This window comes from Collinsella sp. TF05-9AC (assembly GCF_003438495.1).
Lineage (GTDB): Bacteria > Actinomycetota > Coriobacteriia > Coriobacteriales > Coriobacteriaceae > Collinsella.
Genome location: NZ_QSSH01000007.1, coordinates 72394 through 90153, shown reverse-complemented (window position 1 = coordinate 90153; position 17760 = coordinate 72394). Strand labels below are relative to the sequence as shown.

Genomic DNA, 17760 nt, shown 5'->3' with positions numbered 1-17760 from the left:
GCGGGGGCTCCTGTCGTTTCCGTGCCCTCGGATTGGGTCATAGTGTCTGTCGTATGTCTATCCTGCGACGCCTCGATTCTTGCGGCGGCAGATACCTAATCCCCTACGCCTGGCGGTAATGATCGAAGAAGTCGGCGAGGTCTTCGAGCGACTCTTTAAGCACTTCCATGCGCGGCAGGTACACGATGCGGAAGTGATCAGGCTCGGCCCAGTTAAAGCCGCCGCCGCGCGTGATCAGGATCTTCTTCTCGTGCAGCAGGTCGAGAGCGAACTGCTCGTCATCGGTGATGTTGAACTTCTTCACATCCATCTTGGGGAAGATGTAGAACGCCGCACGCGGCTTAACCACCGAGATGCCGTCAATCTTGTTGAGCGCCTCATACACAAAGTTGCGCTGCTCGTAGACACGACCGCCGGGACGGATGTAGTCGTTAACGGACTGATGGCCGCCGAGTGCCGTCTGGACGATCGACTGGGCCGGCACGTTGGAGCACAGGCGCATGTTAGAGAGCATGTTGATGCCCATGATGAAATCGCTCATACAGCGCTGGTTGCCCGAAAGCACCATCCAGCCAATACGATAGCCCGCAATCATGTGCGACTTGGAAAGGCCGCTAAAGGTGACGCAGGGCAGATCGGGAGCGAGCGAGGCAATCGAGACGTGCTCGTAGCCGTCCATGCACAGACGGTCGTAGATCTCATCGGCAAAGATCATGAGCTGGTGCCTGCGCGCAACCTCGACGATGCCCTCGAGCACCTCGCGCGGGTAGACCGAGCCCGTGGGGTTGTTGGGGTTGATGATGACGAGGGCCTTGGTCGCGCTCGTGATCTTGGACTCCATATCCTCCAGGTCGGGATACCAATCCGCCTGCTCATCGCACAGATAGTGCACGGGATGGCCGCCGGCAAGGGTTGCGCACGCCGTCCAAAGCGGATAGTCGGGGCTGGGGATCAGAATCTCGTCGCCATTGTCGAGCAGCGCGTTCATCGAAAGCTGAATGAGCTCGGACACGCCGTTGCCCGTGTAGATGTGCTCCATCTGAACGTTGGGCAGGCCCTTGATCTGCGAGTACTGCATAATCGCCTTGCGCGCAGAGAACAGACCGCGCGAGTTGGAATAGCCTTCGCAGTCGGGCAGCTGCTGGCGCATGTCCTTGATGACCTCGTCGGGCGTGCGGAAACCGAAGGGCGCCGGGTTGCCGATATTGAGCTTGAGAATGCGCTCGCCCTCGTCCTCCATACGGGCGGCCTCGTCGACGACGGGACCGCGCACATCATACAGGACGTTATCAAGCTTGGTGGATTTAGAAAAAGTACGCATGGTGGTGCTCCTTGGAATTTGAGCTGAGGGATGGGGTTCGGGCTTGGAAACGTTACGGGGCGATGATGCCTCGCCTTGATCGGCGTCACCGGCAAGCAGCCAGGTAACATCGACCTCCAAAATGCGGGCGAGCAGCTCTGCCACATCGCGCCGCGGAATCGTCTTGCCGCTCACATATTGGCTCATCTGACTCTTGCCGAGTTTTTTGCCGAGCATCTCCGATGCGCGGATTACGTCCGACTGGCGAACGTCGCGATCGGACATAGTCTGTCGCAGGCGATCGCTAAACGTCTCTTGGGCCACTAGAACCTCCTTGCTGGCAAAGTTCAATTTATAGAACACGAATTGAACCAGAGTTCAATTTAGGCAGCAGTATAACGCGGCACCTCATTCGAAAGTTCAATTTCATAAGAAAATGTACCGAACCCCGAGGATTGTCCCAAAGTGGATAACAGGTACGCGCCTTTAGAGATATTCAAGGAGACGAGCCGCCGCAAGCGAAACGTCAGCCGTGCGATATATCGCATTGATCTGCCGATGAGGATGTCCCTCGAGTGGGCGCACGGCAACATCGAACTGGCAGCGGCGCAAGATGAGCGCCGGAAGAATGCTCACGCCCAGGCCGTCCTCGACCATAGCCATAATCGCATAGTCATCCCAGGTCGACAGTTTTGAGCGCACTGTCAGCCCCGCGCGGCGAAACAGCGGCGTAATCTCGTCGTCGCTACCCCGTTCCAGCAGAATAAACTGCTCGTTGGCCAAATCGGCAAGGGAAACGACCTCCGCGGTGGCAAGCGAGGAGTCCGCTGGCACCACGGCCATCAGCTCGTCTTGCACCAACGGCCGCGATGCCATGCCGTTTTCTCGTGGCTCACGCGGGATAAAGCCCAGGTCACAACGACCATCAGCCACCCATTGTTCAATCTCTGAGTAATCGCCCATCAGCAACTCATAATCGACGTCCGGGTGATCGGCGCGAAAGCGCGCGATCACCGGCGGCAGCACGTGGGTCGCCACACTCGAAAACGTACCGATGCAGATTTTGCCGCGCATGAGCCCACGCATCTCATCCACCCGTCGCTGCAAACGAACAAATTCCTCGCACAACGCCTCGACCGCCGGCATAACTTGCCGCCCATCGGCAGAAAGTACTATGCCCTCGCGGCTTCTATCGAGCACTTTAAAGCCCCAGTCGGCCTCGAGATCGGCCACCATACGGCTCACGCCCGACTGCGAATAGCTCAGCCGCTCGGCGGCGCGCGTAAAACTTCCGGCGCGCACGGTCTCAAGCAGCACCTGCATCTTTTGAATATTCGTTTCCACGGCACCCCTCCACCTTTGCATGAGTTTTTCTCATGCTATCCATGCATTATATTCGCTTTTCTTCTAAAGCCAGTTCACCCATAGTGAACATGCTCGGATATAGAGGGGATGTCGGCGTATGAACAACGGACTGTTTACGTACTTAGCAGCATTGCTGTTGTTTGGCTCCAACGGCATCATCGCCGCCGCCATCGCGCTCCCGAGCTCCGATATCGTGCTCCTGCGCACGTTTTTGGGCGCACTCTCGCTTGTCACCATCCTCGCCATCACCCAACGCCATAAGTTGCAGGCGCCATCTCGCCCCCGCGAAGCCGCAGCCCTCCTCCTCTCGGGAGCCGCGCTGGGCGCCAGCTGGATTTTTCTGTTCCGAGCCTACCAGACGATCGGCGTCGGCGTTTCCTCGCTGCTGTACTACTGCGGCCCCATCATCGTCATGGCCCTCTCCCCGCTCATCTTTGGCGAAAAACTGACCGGCGGCAAAATCGCCGGGTTTATCGCCGTCGCCTGCGGCGCTTTTCTCATTGCAGCGCAAGGTCTAGGCGGCAATATGCCCATTGCGGGTATCGCCTGCGGCATCGCCTCGGCATTTTGCTATGCGCTGATGGTCATCGCCAGCAAGGGTGCGCCACACATCGAAGGCCTCGAAAACTCCACGCTCCAGGTGAGCGCCGCCTTTGTGACCGCGCTGGTCCTCACGCTCATCACGCAGGGCGTCCCCTCATTCCTGTCCGCCGGCGTCGCCGCCAGTATTGATTGGCGCGCCGTCGTCATGCTCGGCGTCGTCAACACCGGCATCGGCTGCCTGCTCTACTTTAGTGCTGTCGCCAAACTGCCCGTCCAGACCGTCGCCGTCGTCGGCTACCTCGAGCCGCTTTCAGCGGTCGTGTTCTCGGCCGTCCTTTTGGGCGAAGCCATAACACCGATCCGTCTGATGGGCGCCGTGCTTATCATCGGCGGCGCGATTTTTTGCGAACTCGCCGGCAAACGCGCAAGCGCCAAGGCCGGCATCGTCCAAACAGTACGTGCTTAAAAGCCCCTGTTTTGAAATGTTACCTACGTATATAAATAATCCCCAGCTGGGGATTATTGTCTAAAACACCCCGATGTGCCAAACTGCTCTTATATGTATAAAGATGGCATAAAGGTCTACTGCTCCTTGCAGAGGCCAGATGTCCAAGGGAGTCCACGTGGCACACAACAAACTGGAGGCAAGCCCCCAAGACCAGCGTGGTCAAGGCGGGCATGGCGTCATTCCCCTCTCCGCTGGCATGCTGCTCGTAACGCTCGGCGTCGTATACGGCGACATCGGCACGAGCCCTATGTACACCATGAAATCAATCGTCGCCAACAACGGCGGCATCGGCACCGTCAGCGAGGACATGATTCTGGGCGCGCTTTCGCTCGTCATCTGGACTATGACGCTCGTGACCACGGTCAAGTACGTGGTAATCGCCATGAAGGCCGATAACCACAACGAAGGCGGCATCTTCGCCCTGTTTAGCCTGGTGCGAAAAGTAACACCATGGCTGATCCTACCTGCCATGATCGGCGGCGCGGCGCTGCTCGCCGACGGCATCCTCACCCCCGCCGTCACGGTTACCACGGCCATCGAGGGCTTGCGCACTATCGAGTGGGGCCATGCGCTTTTGGGTGACGGCCAGACCAACGTAATCATCATCACCATCATCATTATCTGCGGCCTGTTTGCCATGCAGCGCGCCGGTACCTCGTCGATCGGCAAGCTGTTCGGCCCGCTCATGACACTGTGGTTCCTGTTCCTGGCAGGCGCCGGCCTGTTCAACATGCTCGGCAACCTGTCCATCTTGCGCGCGCTCAACCCCATCCGCGGCATCATGTTCCTGTTCTCGCCCATCAACCACTCGGGCATTATGGTGCTCGGCTTCGTCTTTCTGTCGACGACCGGCGCCGAGGCCCTCTACTCGGACATGGGGCACGTGGGCAAGGCAAACATCTATGCATCCTGGCCGTTTGTTAAGGCGGCCCTTATCCTCAACTATCTGGGTCAGGGAGCTTGGCTGCTCGCCAATAACTCCAACCCCCAGATGCTCACGATGGATATCGTCAACCCGTTCTATATGATGCTTCCCGAGCCCCTGCGCCCCTTTGCCATCGTGCTTTCGGCCGTGGCGGCCATCATCGCCTCGCAGGCGCTCATCACCGGCTCGTTCTCGCTGGTATCCGAGGCAACGCGCCTCAACCTCATGCCGCACCTGCGCATCCACTACCCCAGCGACACCAAGGGCCAGCTCTATATTCCGCTCGTCAACAACATCATGTGGGTCGGCTGCATCTTCATCGTGCTGCTGTTCCAGAACTCCGAGCGCATGGAGAGCGCCTATGGCCTCGCCATCACCGTGACCATGCTCATGACCACGACGCTTTTGACGAGCTATATTGCCGGCATTCTCAAGCACAAGCTGGGTGCCTGCGTCTTTGCCCTGCTTTTTGGCGCCATTGAGCTGTGCTTCTTCGCTTCGTGCCTCACCATGTTCTTTGACGGCGGCTATGTCATGATCTTCCTGGCCGCGCTGCTGTTTGGCCTTATGTACGTGTGGCGTCGCGGCACCGCCATCGAGCGCACGCAGACGATTCTGCTGCCCGTCTCCAAGTACATCGATCAGCTCGACCGCCTGCGCAACGACGAAACCTACCCCGTACTCGCCGACAATCTGGTGTTCCTCACCAACAGCCCCGATCCGCTCACGCTCGACCGCGACGTGCTCTATTCCATCCTGGACAAGCATCCCAAGCGCGCCAAGGCATACTGGTTTATCAACGTGCACGTTACCGACGAGCCCTATACGCACGAATATTCCGTCGAGACCTTTGGCACGGACTTTTTGTTCCGCGTGCGCCTGGACCTGGGCTTTAAGGTCAACCAGCGCGTTAATGCCTACCTGCGCCAGATTGTTGGAGACCTGATGGCATCGGGCGAGCTACCGCCGCAGCACCACACCTACTCCATCTACGAGACACGCGGCAACGTGGGCGACTTCCGTTTTTGCATGCTGCGCAAGATGCTCGCCCCCGAAACGGACATCAACCGCAACGACCACCGCGTCATGGCCATCAAGTACGCCGTCCGCCGCGCCTGCGGAAGCCCGGCACGCTGGTACGGTCTCGAGAACTCGGCCATCATCATCGAGTACGTGCCGCTGTTTGCCCGCATGCGCCCAGCCGTTAAGCTCGTGCGCACCCAGGTGCCGCTCGAGGTTCAGATCGAAGAGGCCGAGGAAATGGAAGTCGACATCTTCTCGGACGACTTGGTCAACGGCAACGAGGCCGGTAGGGACATGAACGTCGATCCCACCGAGCTGCTCGAGAGCATCGCCGATATGCCCGAACAGCAACAGCTCGACGGCCTCGAGAACGAACAGCTCAACGACGCCAACTTCTAGCGACGTCATAAATCAACGACAGCGGCCCTGCACCTCACGAGAGACGCAGGGACGCTTTGCATTGCAGTAAAGCTAACGGCTACGAACGACGCGGCTCGGGAACCACGAGCCTATCGGGGCTTGCGCCCTCGGCATCCATCAGGCTCACGTAGCGAATCGACGGATCATCATACATCGCGTAGTAATAATTGCCCGTGCGCGCGCTAAAGCATCCGGTGTAGATAGTCTTCTCGAACTTGCCATCGCCCATCCTGGACGCTCCCTCGATCATCACCACGCCCTCGAGCGAGCGGAACATGCGAACGACGTTTTCGGTCTCGCTCTCCTTTTGCGGGTAATTGGCATTGAGGTACGCCGCCTTTACAAAACGGCTCGGCGAATAGCAATCGCCCGGAATGCCGCGCATGCCGGCACCGGCTCCATAGGGCTTGAGCTCGGCGCCACGCCATGTCGCCGTCTGCGGAAAATCGCTTGTGGCGGTGATATAGGTGCGGAGGTTTTCCATGTGCCACGGGAAGGTCGGCTGGTTGGCAAGGGTGTCGACCGGATCGTCGTATACATGCAGGCCGTCAGCCATCATCTCGACCACGATGCTACGCTGGCTGTCGCCGATAATCCAATGGAGCAGCGACACGCCCAGCCCCTCTCCGGCAGATTTGGCGACAATCACCGTGTCGCGCAGCGCGGCCTCGACCTCATCGACCGTCGAGAACGTTGCTGCCACCCACAGGGGAAACTCATAGGCCGCGATATTGGTCTTGCCGTCGACAGGGTCCTCGGCATACTCGGCATAACCCGGGAAATTGAGACCCGCCACGGCGAGGCCCGCATCGTTGCCGCAATCGAAAAACATGGGGTAGTTCTTGTAATCGATGCACATACCGATCACCGCGTGTGTCGCCGTCGCGTCGTCGATAAACGAATACGGGATGTGAAACCCGCGCGGCATCACGCGAACCTGTTGGCCGTAGTCAAAGCTCCAGTCGAGGTTGCGGCCCAGATACATGTGGCCAGAATTATCGGTAAATCGAATGCTCGTGCACATAGCGCCTCCTAGCTTTACGTTCTTGCTAAGGTTATTGTCACCAATCAAAGAGGCGCTAAACAAAAAAGCCCGGACATGACAACAATGTCACGCCCGGGGCAAAGACCGCAAAATCGGTCCCCAATTGAACCACTCTAGACGAGTTTGCCTAAGCAGTGGTCGATCATATGCTGGATCATTTGTGCCTCGAAGCCCACAAAGTCCTGCTTGCGCTCGCGCATCTTGCCGTCGACGATCACGTCATAAGCAACCTTGCACTTGATGTAGCGCGTGGACTTGGTGACCTCCTCGTGCGTCAGGCAGCTCTCCTCCATCTTGCTGGCACCCAGGCCAAACACCAGACGGGGGTTGTAGAGCACATGGGGCTCGCCGGCATCGTCCAGGTAGACGCAGACCTTCTTGGTGACGCCGATCTGGTTGGCGGCAAGGCAGCCGGCATCGTCGAGCGACTTGATGGTATCGATCAGGTCCTGAGCAACCGACTCGTCCTCGACGGTCGCAACCTCGCAACGCTGGGACAGGATAGCCTCGTCGTGGCAAAGCTCTTTAATCATACGTTCCTCCATAGGGGTCGTTGTAACCGCTTAAGTATACGGTACCCACACATTTTCATGCGAAAAATACCGTCCGTCTGCTGCAAAGCGCCGAACATCAACATGCGAGGAACAACAGCGTCGTAAAGGGACTATAGTGGGAGCGTTCGTGTCAATCGGCCTAAACTCGGGGCCGAACAAGGAAAGGGTATGCATGGACGAACTATTTCACGTCAGCGAGCGCAAGTCCACAATCGGGACCGAACTCCGCGCTGGACTGACAACATTCCTGGCGATGGCCTACATCATCGCCGTCAACCCCGCAGTGCTCTCGGGCGCTGGCATCGATGCGGGAGCGCTCGCCTGCGCCACCTGCCTGGGCGCCGGCATCATGACCATCTGCATGGGCATCTTCGCAAACCGCCCGCTCGCCTGCGCGTCGGGTCTGGGCATCAACGCCATGATCGCGGGCATCGCCACCACCATGTGCGGCGGCGACTGGCACGTGGCCATGAGCGTTATCTTCCTCGAGGGTATCGTCATCTTGCTGCTCGTCCTTTGCGGCCTGCGCGAGGCCATCATGGACGCCATCCCCGTGGTCCTGCGCCACGCCATCTCGGTGGGTCTGGGCCTGTTTATCGCCATGATCGGCCTGTGCGACGCCGGCATCATCACCGCTGGCGCCGGTACGCTCGTCGGCCTGGGCGACATCGCCTCCCCCACCTTTATCGTCGGCATCATCTCCATCATCGTGACGGTTGCCCTGGCTTCCCGCAACGTGCCGGGCTCGCTGCTCATCGGCATCATCGTCGCCGTTATCGCCGGTATCCCGCTGGGCGTCACCCATGCGCCCGAGGGCCTCATCGCACCGCTCGACTTCTCGACCTTTGGCGCCCCGTTTGCCAGCACCGCTGATGGCAACATGGCCATCGTGAAGGTTCTGACCGACCCGATGCTGCTCGTCGTTGCCTTCTCGCTGCTCATGAGCGACTTCTTCGACACCATGGGCACCGCGATGGCCGTCGCCAAGCAGGGCGAGTTCTTGACCGAGGACGGCAATGTCGAGGACATCCGTCCCATCCTGGTCGTCGACTCCGTGGCCGCTGCTGCCGGCGGCTTTATGGGCGTCTCCTCCATCACCACCTTCGTCGAGTCCACTTCCGGCGCTGCCGACGGTGGCCGCACGGGCCTCACCTCCGTCACCACCGGCGTGCTGTTCATTCTCGCCGCGTTCTTCTCCCCCATCGTCACCATCGTTTCCAGCGCCGCCACCTGCGGTGCCCTGGTCTACGTCGGCTACCTCATGATGAGCGAGGCCTCCGAGATCGACTGGTCCGACGTGTCGCAGGGTTTCCCGGCGTTCATGATTGTCGCCGGCGTGCCCTTCACCTACTCCATCTCTGCCGGCATCGGTCTGGGCTTTATCGCCTACGTGATCGTCGCACTCTTTAAGGGCGAGGCCTCCAAGATCAAGCCGCTCATGTGGATCGCAGCCCTCGCCTTCCTCGTCTACTTCTTTGTAGCGTAGCGGCAAAGCTGCCAAAGCAGAACACCAAAGCGCGGAGTCGCATCGAGCGGCTCCGCGCTTTTCTTTTAAAGCCAGGCAACGCACGGACGCGCGATATATTGCTTCCCAAGTTTTGGACATTTTGCCCTCAAAACGGCACTACCGCCGGCTACATCCTGCAGATATGCTGGGCTTAATCGCATAGGCCCTATGAGGATGGGAGTAACCATGGCCGCCTTGTTCACGACCCCCAAGCGCAATGACAAAACCTCTGGAGCCCATTTTGTCGAGCCCGACGTGCGCCGCCGCACGCTGCTCGCACACGGCAGCTGGCGCCGCGTGACACGCCGCATCGTTGTAGGCGCCGTTTGCGCGCTCACGGTGAGCTCGCTGCTCATGCCGAGCGTCTCGCTCGCGGCCGAGCGGGTCAACGTCGGCGACACCTGGTATGAAGCTGGCGCCGCGGTAGGCGACGAGGCGGGCACCTGGGCCTGGGACGGCGCCGACGACATGAAGCTCAACGGCTATAACGGCGGCGAGATCAAGGCCGCGGGCAAGCTCAACATTGCGTACGAGGGCAAGAACACCGTGAAAACCGAGCCCGATTACACCGGAGCCGCCATCAAAGCGCAGGATGGCACTAACCAAAAAGCGGAGTTGAACATAACGAGCTCGAATAGCACGGATGAGCTCAATGTGACAGCCGAGGCCGATGCAATTAAATCCACAGGCGACCTCTCCATTTCTGGCCCAGGCACCGTGAACACCACAAGCACTACTTCCGACGGAATTGAGGCAAAGGGCGACCTCTCTATCACGGGCTCGGGCACCGTGAATGCAACGGGCGGTACCGAAGGTATCCAATCCAAGGGCAAGACCACCATCGATTCCTCTGGCACAGTGATCGCTAAAGGAGGCGAAGGTTACGGCGTCGCCGCGGGCAGTGACATCATCATCAAAGGCGGTGGCAAGGTAGAAGCAAGCTCGATAGAAGAAGCGGCGATTTGGGCTGACGGCAACATCGACATCTCGGGCGGCAGCCAGGTCGAGGCAAGCTCCCAGGGAGATCTTGCCGTCGACGCTGAGGGCAGTCTCGCGGTCACGAACGCCTCCCTTGACGCAAGCGGTGTTGAATATGGTGTCTATGCCTACAAGGGCGTTACGCTCGATCACGCGACCGTGACGGTCCGCACAAGCGCGAGCGGCGGCCAGGCCATCGCCCTCATCACTGACGGGGACGACATCGTCATCAAGAATGGTTCCATCGTGGACGCGTTCGCGGAAGGCAAATTCTCGGTTGCAATCTCTACCAGAAACCACCAGCCAAACGTCGCTGGCGGTCACATCTACATCAGCGACTCCGTTGTTAAGGCTATAGCCCGCTATGTCGAGACCGGTGGCGATGGCCCCGATTGCTACAGTACAGACCAGGATGGCGAGATCACCCCTGAGCACAGGGGCGTGAACATCGGCATCTTTGCTCAGACCAGCGAGGGTATTATGCCCGCGACCATCTCCATCGTCCGCAGCAAGGTCACGGCCGAGGGAGACACGGCAGCGATCTTCGCCCTTGCCATGAGTGCGGACGGCAAGGCGATCGGCACCATCGAAATCGAAGGCGCCAGCATCCTGACGCCTGAAGGCGGCAAGGTCATTGACTATCGCAACAAAGAAGAGCTCAGTGAAGGCATCATGTACGAGGCAGGCCAAACCATCGGCACGGGCGATGCCGTAGTCGACTCCCCCTATAACGAAGCTGTTGCCAAGAGCACGGTCATCGCACCGTCCGAGGAGACCAAGCCCGAGGAGAAGCCCGGCGAGACCAAGCCCAAGGGTTCCAAGTCCGAGGGTACAAAGACGATCAAGACTGTTGCAGTTGCAGCCACGGGAGCCAAGACCACCGGCAAGCTTGTGGCAACCGGCGACGCCTCGAGCGCAGCCATCGTGGCAGCCGCCCTTGCGGGAACAGCCGCCATCGCCGCAGGCGCCGTGGTGAGCCGCAAGCGCTCATAGACGCCTTTGGCCTTTAACGCACGGGACGGCACCCACAGAAGTGCTAGCCTGCACACCGTTTAGCAACGCCACCGTCGAGCTCCCCTCCGGCGGTAGCGTCTTCCTGTTTGTGCTCACGCGGTGCGTATGCGATTGTTCTTAATGCAGCCCAACCTGTATGTGCCAGCGTGCGACAATTGAGACCGTCGATATCACAACGCTGAGAGAAGCGGGCCATGGAAGCGCACCAAAAGCAGATAACCGTCTATTCGAATCATGCGGAAAGCGCACCTGTCATCTACCTCCCCGTGGTCATGGGCGACGGCAGCGAGGTCTACAACCGTTGTCTTGAGCTCGACTGCCCGCCATTCACCCTCGTCGCCATTGGCGGGCTCGATTGGAATCGCGAGCTGAGCCCCTGGGCATGCGACGGGACCGTGCGCGATGCCGAACCCTTTGGTGGGCAGGCGTCCGGATTTCTCGATGAACTGCTGAACCGGATAATCCCAAAGGTCGAATTATCGCTCCCACTGCCGCCCACCTGGCGCTGCATTGCCGGCTACTCGCTCGCGGGCCTCTTCGCGCTCTGGTCCCTCTGGCAAACCGACGCCTTTGACCGCGCCGCGAGCGCATCGGGGTCCCTGTGGTTTCCTGGCTTTATCGACTATGCGCACGAGCACGCGATGGCAGTTACGCCCGACGCCGTCTACCTGTCACTCGGCAAAAAGGAGGCCAAGACGCCCAACCGCATGATGCGGCATGTACTCGACGACACACGCACGATGGAAGCGTTGCTCGTCGGGCGCGGCATTCCAACAACGCTGGAGCTCAACCCCGGCAATCACTTTGCCCAAACCGACTTGCGCATGGCCCGCGGCATCCACTGGATACTGACGCATTAAAAATGGTGCCCACGCGCATATACGCATGGGCACCATATCTTGTTTTAGCTGAACGCAGCTACTACTCAACAGCTTCCTCAAGCTCGGAGACATCAAACTCAAAGTCGTTACCCGGTAGGATGGCATTGAGTACGATGCCCACCAGCGAGCCCACGGCAAGACCGGAAAGCAAAATCGTCACGCCGCCCAGCTCCAGCACGATGGCGCCGGCGGTGCTGTACGCGATGCCGAGCGAAAGCACGAGCACCAGAGCGGTCACCAGCACGTTGCGGTTGTTTTGGAAATCGACCTGGTTCTCGATGAGGTTGCGAACGCCCACGGCGCTGATCATGCCGTAAAGCACGAGCGAAACGCCGCCGATAACGCATGCCGGCATGGCGGCGATCACGGCAGCGAACTTGGGGCAGAACGAAAGCACGATGGCACAGCACGCGGCAATGCGAATCACGCGCGGGTCGAACACACGCGTCAGGGCGAGCACGCCGGTGTTCTCGCCATACGTGGTGTTGGCCGGAGCGCCAAAGAGCGAAGCCGGAATCGTGGCGAGACCATCGCCGAGCAGCGTGCGATGCAGGCCGGGATCGGCAATGTAGTTGCGCTCGCAGGTGGAGCCAATAGCGGAGATATCACCGATATGCTCGATCATGGTTGCAAAGGCCAGCGGCATGATGGTGATGATGGCCGTCGTGGCAAGGCCGCTATCGAACTGCGGCCCAAAGAGCGCAAACACGGTGTCATCCCACACGATGGGCAAACCAACCCAGGGAGCGGCTGCGACGCCAGAAAAGTCGACCTCGCCCAGCGCAGCCGCAACGGCATAGCTCACCACAACGCCCAGCAAGATCGGCACAATCTTGACCATGCCGCGGCCCCAAATATTGCAGATGACGATCACAGCCACGGCAACAACGGCAACAAACCAGTTGGTCTGGCAGCTGGCAATGGCGGAGCTCGCCAGAATCAAGCCGACGGAAATGACGATGGGGCCAGTCACCACCGGTGGGAAGAAGCGCATGACGCGCTTGGCGCCAAACGCGCGGAAGAGTGCCGCAAGCACCGGATAGAGCAGGCCGGCACAAGCTACGCCCAGGCAGGCGTAGGGCAAAAGCTCGGCCTCGCCGTTGGGCGCGATTGCGGCATAACCGGCAATAAAGGCAAACGATGAGCCCAAGAATGCGGGGACCTTACCGCGCGACAGGAAGTGGAACAGCAGAGTGCCCAAGCCGGCAAACAAAAGCGTTGCCGAGACCGAAAGGCCGGTGAGCACGGGCACCAGCACGGTGGCACCAAACATGGCAAACAGGTGCTGCAGACCGAGCAAATACATGCGCGGGCGGCCGAGCGACGATGCGTCGTAGATGGCATCGCTGACGGCGGGCGTCGAGGACTGGGACATGGATGTCCTTTCGAATGGAAGGGCGATCGGGCATATCGGATAACCTGCCCAAACGATACGATCCGAACCATTGTACGCGATATGCTATGTCTCGCACACGCCGTCACCTGCAAACGGCAGTGTTACTTCCAAACACGCTCGGCAATGCGCTTGACCAGCGCGATCTTTGCCCATTGCTCGTCCTCGGTCAGCTTGTTGCCAATCTCGCAGCTGGCAAAGCCGCACTGAGGCGACAGGTACAGGTTCTCGATCGGCACGTACTTTGCGGCTTCGCGGATGCGCTCGACGATAACATCCTCGTCCTCAAGCTCAGCGACCTTGGTGGTTACCAAGCCCAGCACGACCTTCTTACCCGGGGCAACGTACTTGAGAGGCTCAAAACCACCGGCGCGCGGCGTATCGAACTCCAGGTAAAATGCGTCGACATCCTCGTTTGCGAACAGGTACGGCGCGATGGGGTCGTAGCCGCCCTCAAAGGCATAGGTGGAGTGGTAGTTGCCGCGGCACACATGCGTGTTAATGACCAGATCGTCGGGCTTGCCCTCGATGGCGGCGTTGTTGAGCGCCACGCCCAGCTCGCTTACCTTTTGCAGATCGACCGGGCTCATGCCGGTTTTGGCGACAAAATCGGTATCGCAGTAGATGCCCCAGGTGCAGTCATCAAACTGGATGTTGCGGCAGCCTGCTGCGTACAGGTCGGCGATCACCGTGCGATAAGCGGCTGCAATGGCATCGGCAAGCTCCTCATCGGTCTTATAGACAGCGCGCAGGCTCTCCTGCTGGCCGTCGCAGCGATCGAGCGTGACCTCAGAGAACGTCTGGATCGGTGCTGGAATGGTTTGGCGCGCGACCTGACCCTCGCCCTCGAGCGCCTTAACAAACTTGAAGTGCTCGACGAAGGGGTGATTCTCGCCGCTGATAGGACCGGTTACCACGGCGGTGTCGGCCGTCGTCTCCTCGTCATGGAACATATAGCCCGTGCGTGAGGCGCGGCGCTCAATGCCGTTAAGGCCCCACATAAAATCGAGGTGCCAGTAGCTGCGGCGAAACTCGCCATCGGTGATAACCTGCAGGCCGGCGGCCTTCTGCTTGGCCACCAAATCGCGAATGGCATCGTCCTCGACGGCCTTAAGGCCGGCGGCGTCGAGTGTGCCCGCGGCATAGGCGGCACGTGCATCCTTAACAGCCTGTGGACGAAGAAAGCTGCCGACGATATCGGCGCGAAACGGCGCGTTCGGTTGAATCAAAGTGCTCATAGATATCTCCCTTTGCATTGGTTGCTTTACCGAGACAGAGTATGAGCGCTCATATGGCCATCGTAAAATATATGTTTATAACAGTTTGATATAGATGTTTCCTATATCAGTCTGGACTGCCATAAAGAGACTTGAACCGTGCGGAGCACAGCACCCTAGATATGCTGACGAATCGCGTCGATATAGGCCCGACCGTAGCGCGTGAGCGTCGTGTTCTTGCGCGTGATAATGCCAATCTCCATGTACTCGTCTACATCGAGCGGAATCGAGATAATACCGGGGCCGTTAAGTTCATGGCTGATCACGCCCGAACACACCGTGTAGCCGTTAAGGCCCATGGCCAGATTGAACAACGTCGCACGGTCGCGCACGCGGATATTCTTGCGGCGCTCAAAGGTCGAGGTCAGTTCCTCGGAATAGTAAAACGAGTTGTAGCCGCCCTGCTCGTAGGACAAAAACGGATAGTCCTCGAGATCTTCGAGCGTCACGCTGGCGCGGTCCGCCAGTGGATGGTCGGCGCATACAAAGACATGCGGCGCGGCGCAGAAGAGTCCCTCGAATACGAGCTCGTTGGCGGCGAGCATGCGCTCGATGACCTCGCGATTGTGCTCCGATAGATACAGGATGCCGAGCTCGCTTTTCATATGCGCGACGTCCTCGATAATCTCGTGAGTCTGTTCCTCGCGCAGGGTAAAGTCGTAGCGCGCGGCATCGAACTCACGGATCACATCGACAAACGCATTAACGGCAAAGGAATAATGCTGGCAGCTCACACTAAAGTGCGGCACCTGCTCGGACGCGCCCTTGTACTTGCCCTCGAGCAGGTCGGCCTGGTCGAGCACCTGGCGCGCGTAGCCCAAGAAGGTCTCGCCTTCCTCGGACACAATGACGCCCTTGTTGGTGCGCTCAAAGATATGCACACCCATCTCGTTTTCGAGATCGCGGATCGATGCGGTAATCGAAGGCTGCGACACAAAGAGCCGGCGCGAGGCCTCGGTGATGCTGCCGCATTCGGCAACTTTGACGACATACCTGAGCTGCTGAAGCTTCATAGCTTTCTCCCTAGACGTTCGTGACGTCGAAACCCGTCGCATCCATCTGACGCATAAACGGCGGCATCTCCCCCGTCGCGGCGCAGGCGGCAATCTGATGCAGAGCCCCGGCAACCGCATCGTCTGCCGCAGCGCCGATATGCCAGCGCGCGGCAGCCGTGACGGCCTCGTTGGCATTGGCGACTGCAACGGAGTTGGGAACGGCACCGATCATGGGCAGATCGTTATCGGAATCGCCAAATACGGCCACCTCATCAGGCGTCAGACCCAGGGCACGCGCCAGCTCCAAGGCGGCGCAGCCCTTGTCCCAACCGGCCGGGAGAATATCGAATAGGCGCACACGGTTGTTGGGAAACACAAGCGAGAGCTCCGGCACCTCGGCGGCAACGCGCTCGCGTAGCTCCACGAGCTCCTCACGTGAACGGGCACTCCAAATATTCGCCTTAAACACCGGCGCATCATCGACGACGGGACGGCACGGGGCCTCTTCGCCTTTGAGCCACGCGTTGCCGCCCGACTCCATGGCGCGACGCACGCGCTCGGGATCGCTCGTCACGCAGTAGGCATCGTTACCCCAAAAGTCATCACCCAGGCCGTAGAGCTTCAGATACGTATCGTCGGTCTCCTGCTCTAAGTAGTCAGCCAAGCGCATAAGGGCGGCGTTGTCGGTCGCATGCGAGGCTACCGCCTCGCCGTCCACAAACATGACCTGGCCGTTACAGAACGCGCCGGTCGAGAAGCACTCGGCGCGATTGCGGAACATCCAGCCCATCGCGGACGGCTGACGACCCGAAACCGGGCCAAAGTGCAGACCCGCCGCCTGCATGGCATGAATACCCTCGATGGCGTAGTCGCTGGCGCCGTCATGCCCGGCCGGAATCAGCGTATCGTCCATATCGGTCAGTACAAGTTTAATCATAAGACCCCCATTCGTATCGTTCCTACCTATTGTAACGACCTGCCAAAATAAACCTGTCCCTTATTGGCAGGTGCGCTAGTATAGGGAACAACAGATTCGATGCGGGAGTGCCGGCGGTGCAAGCCACAAGGCTGAGAGGGCATGGGGCCCAATCCTTTGAACCTGTCAGTTAATGCTGGCGTAGGGAGCATGCCGCCTTTACAGGGGCGCTGTCTATGCACAGCGCCCCTTTTCTATGCCAAGGAGGCATGTGCAGTGATTGATTCGGAACAGCTTAAGCAAAATGTGGTCAAGGCCGTGGATGAGATTCGCGCCACCAATCCGATGGCCGGCTCCATCACCAACACGGTGACGATCGACTTTGTCGCCAACGCGCAGCTCGCCGTGGGCGGTTCGGCCGCCATGGTCTATCTGCCCGACGAGGGCGAGGCGCTCGTTGCCGGCGGCGGTGCCATCTATCTCAACATGGGCACGCTCTTCCCCATCTACGAACAGACGATTCCCCGCGCGGCCAAGGCGGCACACGACGCCGGCAAGCCCTGGGTGCTCGATCCGGTGGGTCTGGGCATCGGTAGCCTGCGCACCCAGTTGGTAAACGAGCTCAAGCAGTGCAAGCCCGCCATCGTGCGTGGCAACGCCTCCGAGATCATCGCGCTCGCCGGTCTGTGGGGTCTTGAGGGCGAGGCGGCTGATCTGAGCCGCGTACGCGGTGTCGATACCACCGACACGGTCGACGCCGCCCGCGATGCCGCCGTGGCGCTCGCTCGCTACACCGGCGGTGCCGTAGTGGTCTCGGGCAAAGTCGACCTGATTACCGACGGCACGACGGTGGCCAAGTCCCACGGCGGCAGCCCGCTCATGTCCAAGATTACCGGCTGCGGCTGCTCGCAGGGCGGTGTGCTGGCCGTGTACGCCTGCGCTACCGATCCGTTTACGGCAGCCATCTGCGGCACCGCCGTCTACAACGTTGCCGGCACGCGTGCCGCCGCTGTCGCCGATGCCCCGGCAAGCTTTAAGGTCGCCTTTATCGACGAGCTCTACCGCGCGACCGCCCAAGACATCGCCGATAACCAACTCGAGCTCGAGGAGGCATAA

Annotated in this window: 14 protein-coding genes and 1 riboswitch; of the genes, 6 read left to right on the top strand and 8 right to left on the bottom strand. The window is 59.7% G+C overall.

Going from position 1 to position 17760, the window contains the following annotated elements; genetic code table 11:
- Nucleotides 1-103: 103 nt before the first annotated feature.
- Both DXC52_RS03650 and DXC52_RS03645 read right to left on the bottom strand, forming a co-directional pair.
- Entirely contained in the window at nucleotides 104-1585 is a 1482-nt protein-coding gene (locus DXC52_RS03650) for an aminotransferase class I/II-fold pyridoxal phosphate-dependent enzyme (protein WP_117746182.1), read from the bottom strand.
- Between the two features lie 201 nt (nucleotides 1586-1786).
- The gene (locus tag DXC52_RS03645) at nucleotides 1787-2644 is read right to left on the bottom strand and encodes a LysR family transcriptional regulator (protein WP_233504783.1); all 858 of its coding nucleotides are present in this window, start codon (nucleotides 2642-2644) and stop codon (nucleotides 1787-1789) included.
- A gap of 118 nt (nucleotides 2645-2762) precedes the next feature.
- Here DXC52_RS03645 and DXC52_RS03640 point away from each other — a divergent pair, with 118 nt between their 5' ends.
- On the top strand, nucleotides 2763-3674 hold the full coding sequence (locus DXC52_RS03640) for a DMT family transporter (protein WP_117746177.1): 912 nt from the start codon (nucleotides 2763-2765) through the stop codon (nucleotides 3672-3674).
- Between the two features lie 139 nt (nucleotides 3675-3813).
- The gene (locus tag DXC52_RS03635) at nucleotides 3814-6063 is read left to right on the top strand and encodes a KUP/HAK/KT family potassium transporter (protein ID WP_117746176.1); all 2250 of its coding nucleotides are present in this window, start codon (nucleotides 3814-3816) and stop codon (nucleotides 6061-6063) included.
- A 79-nt stretch (nucleotides 6064-6142) separates the two neighbouring features.
- On the opposite strand, the gene bsh is transcribed toward DXC52_RS03635, so the two are convergent.
- Together bsh and DXC52_RS03625 are read right to left on the bottom strand one after the other, a co-directional pair.
- On the bottom strand, nucleotides 6143-7108 hold the full coding sequence (gene bsh, locus DXC52_RS03630; protein WP_117746175.1) for a choloylglycine hydrolase: 966 nt from the start codon (nucleotides 7106-7108) through the stop codon (nucleotides 6143-6145).
- 134 nt (nucleotides 7109-7242) lie between these two features.
- Entirely contained in the window at nucleotides 7243-7662 is a 420-nt protein-coding gene (locus tag DXC52_RS03625; RefSeq protein WP_117746174.1) for a peptide deformylase, read from the bottom strand.
- Between the two features lie 193 nt (nucleotides 7663-7855).
- Between DXC52_RS03625 and DXC52_RS03620 the strand changes: the two genes are divergently transcribed.
- The 3 genes from DXC52_RS03620 (at nucleotide 7856) to DXC52_RS03610 (ending at nucleotide 12042) form a co-directional block, all read left to right on the top strand.
- A complete protein-coding gene (locus DXC52_RS03620) occupies nucleotides 7856-9169 on the top strand; it encodes an NCS2 family permease (RefSeq protein WP_099431372.1) in 1314 nt (437 codons plus the stop codon).
- Between the two features lie 207 nt (nucleotides 9170-9376).
- Nucleotides 9377-11161 carry a hypothetical protein gene (locus DXC52_RS03615; RefSeq protein WP_117746173.1) on the top strand — a complete coding sequence of 595 codons (1785 nt, stop codon included), beginning with the start codon at nucleotides 9377-9379 and terminating at the stop codon, nucleotides 11159-11161.
- A gap of 215 nt (nucleotides 11162-11376) precedes the next feature.
- Nucleotides 11377-12042 carry an alpha/beta hydrolase gene (locus DXC52_RS03610; protein ID WP_117746172.1) on the top strand — a complete coding sequence of 222 codons (666 nt, stop codon included), beginning with the start codon at nucleotides 11377-11379 and terminating at the stop codon, nucleotides 12040-12042.
- A 61-nt stretch (nucleotides 12043-12103) separates the two neighbouring features.
- On the opposite strand, the gene DXC52_RS03605 is transcribed toward DXC52_RS03610, so the two are convergent.
- The 4 genes from DXC52_RS03605 to DXC52_RS03590 all read right to left on the bottom strand — a co-directional run bounded on the left by DXC52_RS03605 (nucleotide 12104) and on the right by DXC52_RS03590 (nucleotide 16665).
- Nucleotides 12104-13438, bottom strand: a complete 1335-nt coding sequence (locus DXC52_RS03605; RefSeq protein ID WP_117746171.1) for a uracil-xanthine permease family protein — start codon at nucleotides 13436-13438, stop codon at nucleotides 12104-12106.
- Nucleotides 13439-13560: 122 nt separating this feature from the next.
- Nucleotides 13561-14694, bottom strand: a complete 1134-nt coding sequence (locus DXC52_RS03600; RefSeq protein ID WP_117746170.1) for a 5-methyltetrahydropteroyltriglutamate--homocysteine S-methyltransferase — start codon at nucleotides 14692-14694, stop codon at nucleotides 13561-13563.
- A gap of 155 nt (nucleotides 14695-14849) precedes the next feature.
- Nucleotides 14850-15746 (bottom strand): LysR family transcriptional regulator, encoded by an 897-nt coding sequence (locus DXC52_RS03595; protein WP_117746169.1) that lies wholly within the window; start codon nucleotides 15744-15746, stop codon nucleotides 14850-14852.
- 10 nt (nucleotides 15747-15756) lie between these two features.
- Nucleotides 15757-16665 (bottom strand): HAD-IIB family hydrolase, encoded by a 909-nt coding sequence (locus DXC52_RS03590; protein WP_117746168.1) that lies wholly within the window; start codon nucleotides 16663-16665, stop codon nucleotides 15757-15759.
- Nucleotides 16666-16758: 93 nt separating this feature from the next.
- A riboswitch (TPP riboswitch) is annotated at nucleotides 16759-16869 on the top strand.
- 51 nt (nucleotides 16870-16920) lie between these two features.
- On the opposite strand from DXC52_RS03590, the gene thiM reads away from it, so the two are divergent.
- The gene (thiM, locus tag DXC52_RS03585) at nucleotides 16921-17760 is read left to right on the top strand and encodes a hydroxyethylthiazole kinase (RefSeq protein ID WP_117746167.1); all 840 of its coding nucleotides are present in this window, start codon (nucleotides 16921-16923) and stop codon (nucleotides 17758-17760) included.

Bases quoted from the DNA above. Each gene is read 5' to 3' on its own strand.
- DXC52_RS03650 (WP_117746182.1), bottom strand. From the start codon at position 1,585: ATGTCCGATCGCGACGTTCGCCAGTCGGACGTAATCCGCGCATCGGAG.
- DXC52_RS03640 (WP_117746177.1), top strand. From the start codon at position 2,763: ATGAACAACGGACTGTTTACGTACTTAGCAGCATTGCTGTTGTTTGGC.
- DXC52_RS03635 (WP_117746176.1), top strand. From the start codon at position 3,814: ATGTCCAAGGGAGTCCACGTGGCACACAACAAACTGGAGGCAAGCCCC.
- bsh (WP_117746175.1), bottom strand. From the start codon at position 7,108: ATGTGCACGAGCATTCGATTTACCGATAATTCTGGCCACATGTATCTG.
- DXC52_RS03625 (WP_117746174.1), bottom strand. From the start codon at position 7,662: ATGATTAAAGAGCTTTGCCACGACGAGGCTATCCTGTCCCAGCGTTGC.
- DXC52_RS03620 (WP_099431372.1), top strand. From the start codon at position 7,856: ATGGACGAACTATTTCACGTCAGCGAGCGCAAGTCCACAATCGGGACC.
- DXC52_RS03615 (WP_117746173.1), top strand. From the start codon at position 9,377: ATGGCCGCCTTGTTCACGACCCCCAAGCGCAATGACAAAACCTCTGGA.
- DXC52_RS03610 (WP_117746172.1), top strand. From the start codon at position 11,377: ATGGAAGCGCACCAAAAGCAGATAACCGTCTATTCGAATCATGCGGAA.
- DXC52_RS03605 (WP_117746171.1), bottom strand. From the start codon at position 13,438: ATGTCCCAGTCCTCGACGCCCGCCGTCAGCGATGCCATCTACGACGCA.
- DXC52_RS03600 (WP_117746170.1), bottom strand. From the start codon at position 14,694: ATGAGCACTTTGATTCAACCGAACGCGCCGTTTCGCGCCGATATCGTC.
- DXC52_RS03595 (WP_117746169.1), bottom strand. From the start codon at position 15,746: ATGAAGCTTCAGCAGCTCAGGTATGTCGTCAAAGTTGCCGAATGCGGC.
- DXC52_RS03590 (WP_117746168.1), bottom strand. From the start codon at position 16,665: ATGATTAAACTTGTACTGACCGATATGGACGATACGCTGATTCCGGCC.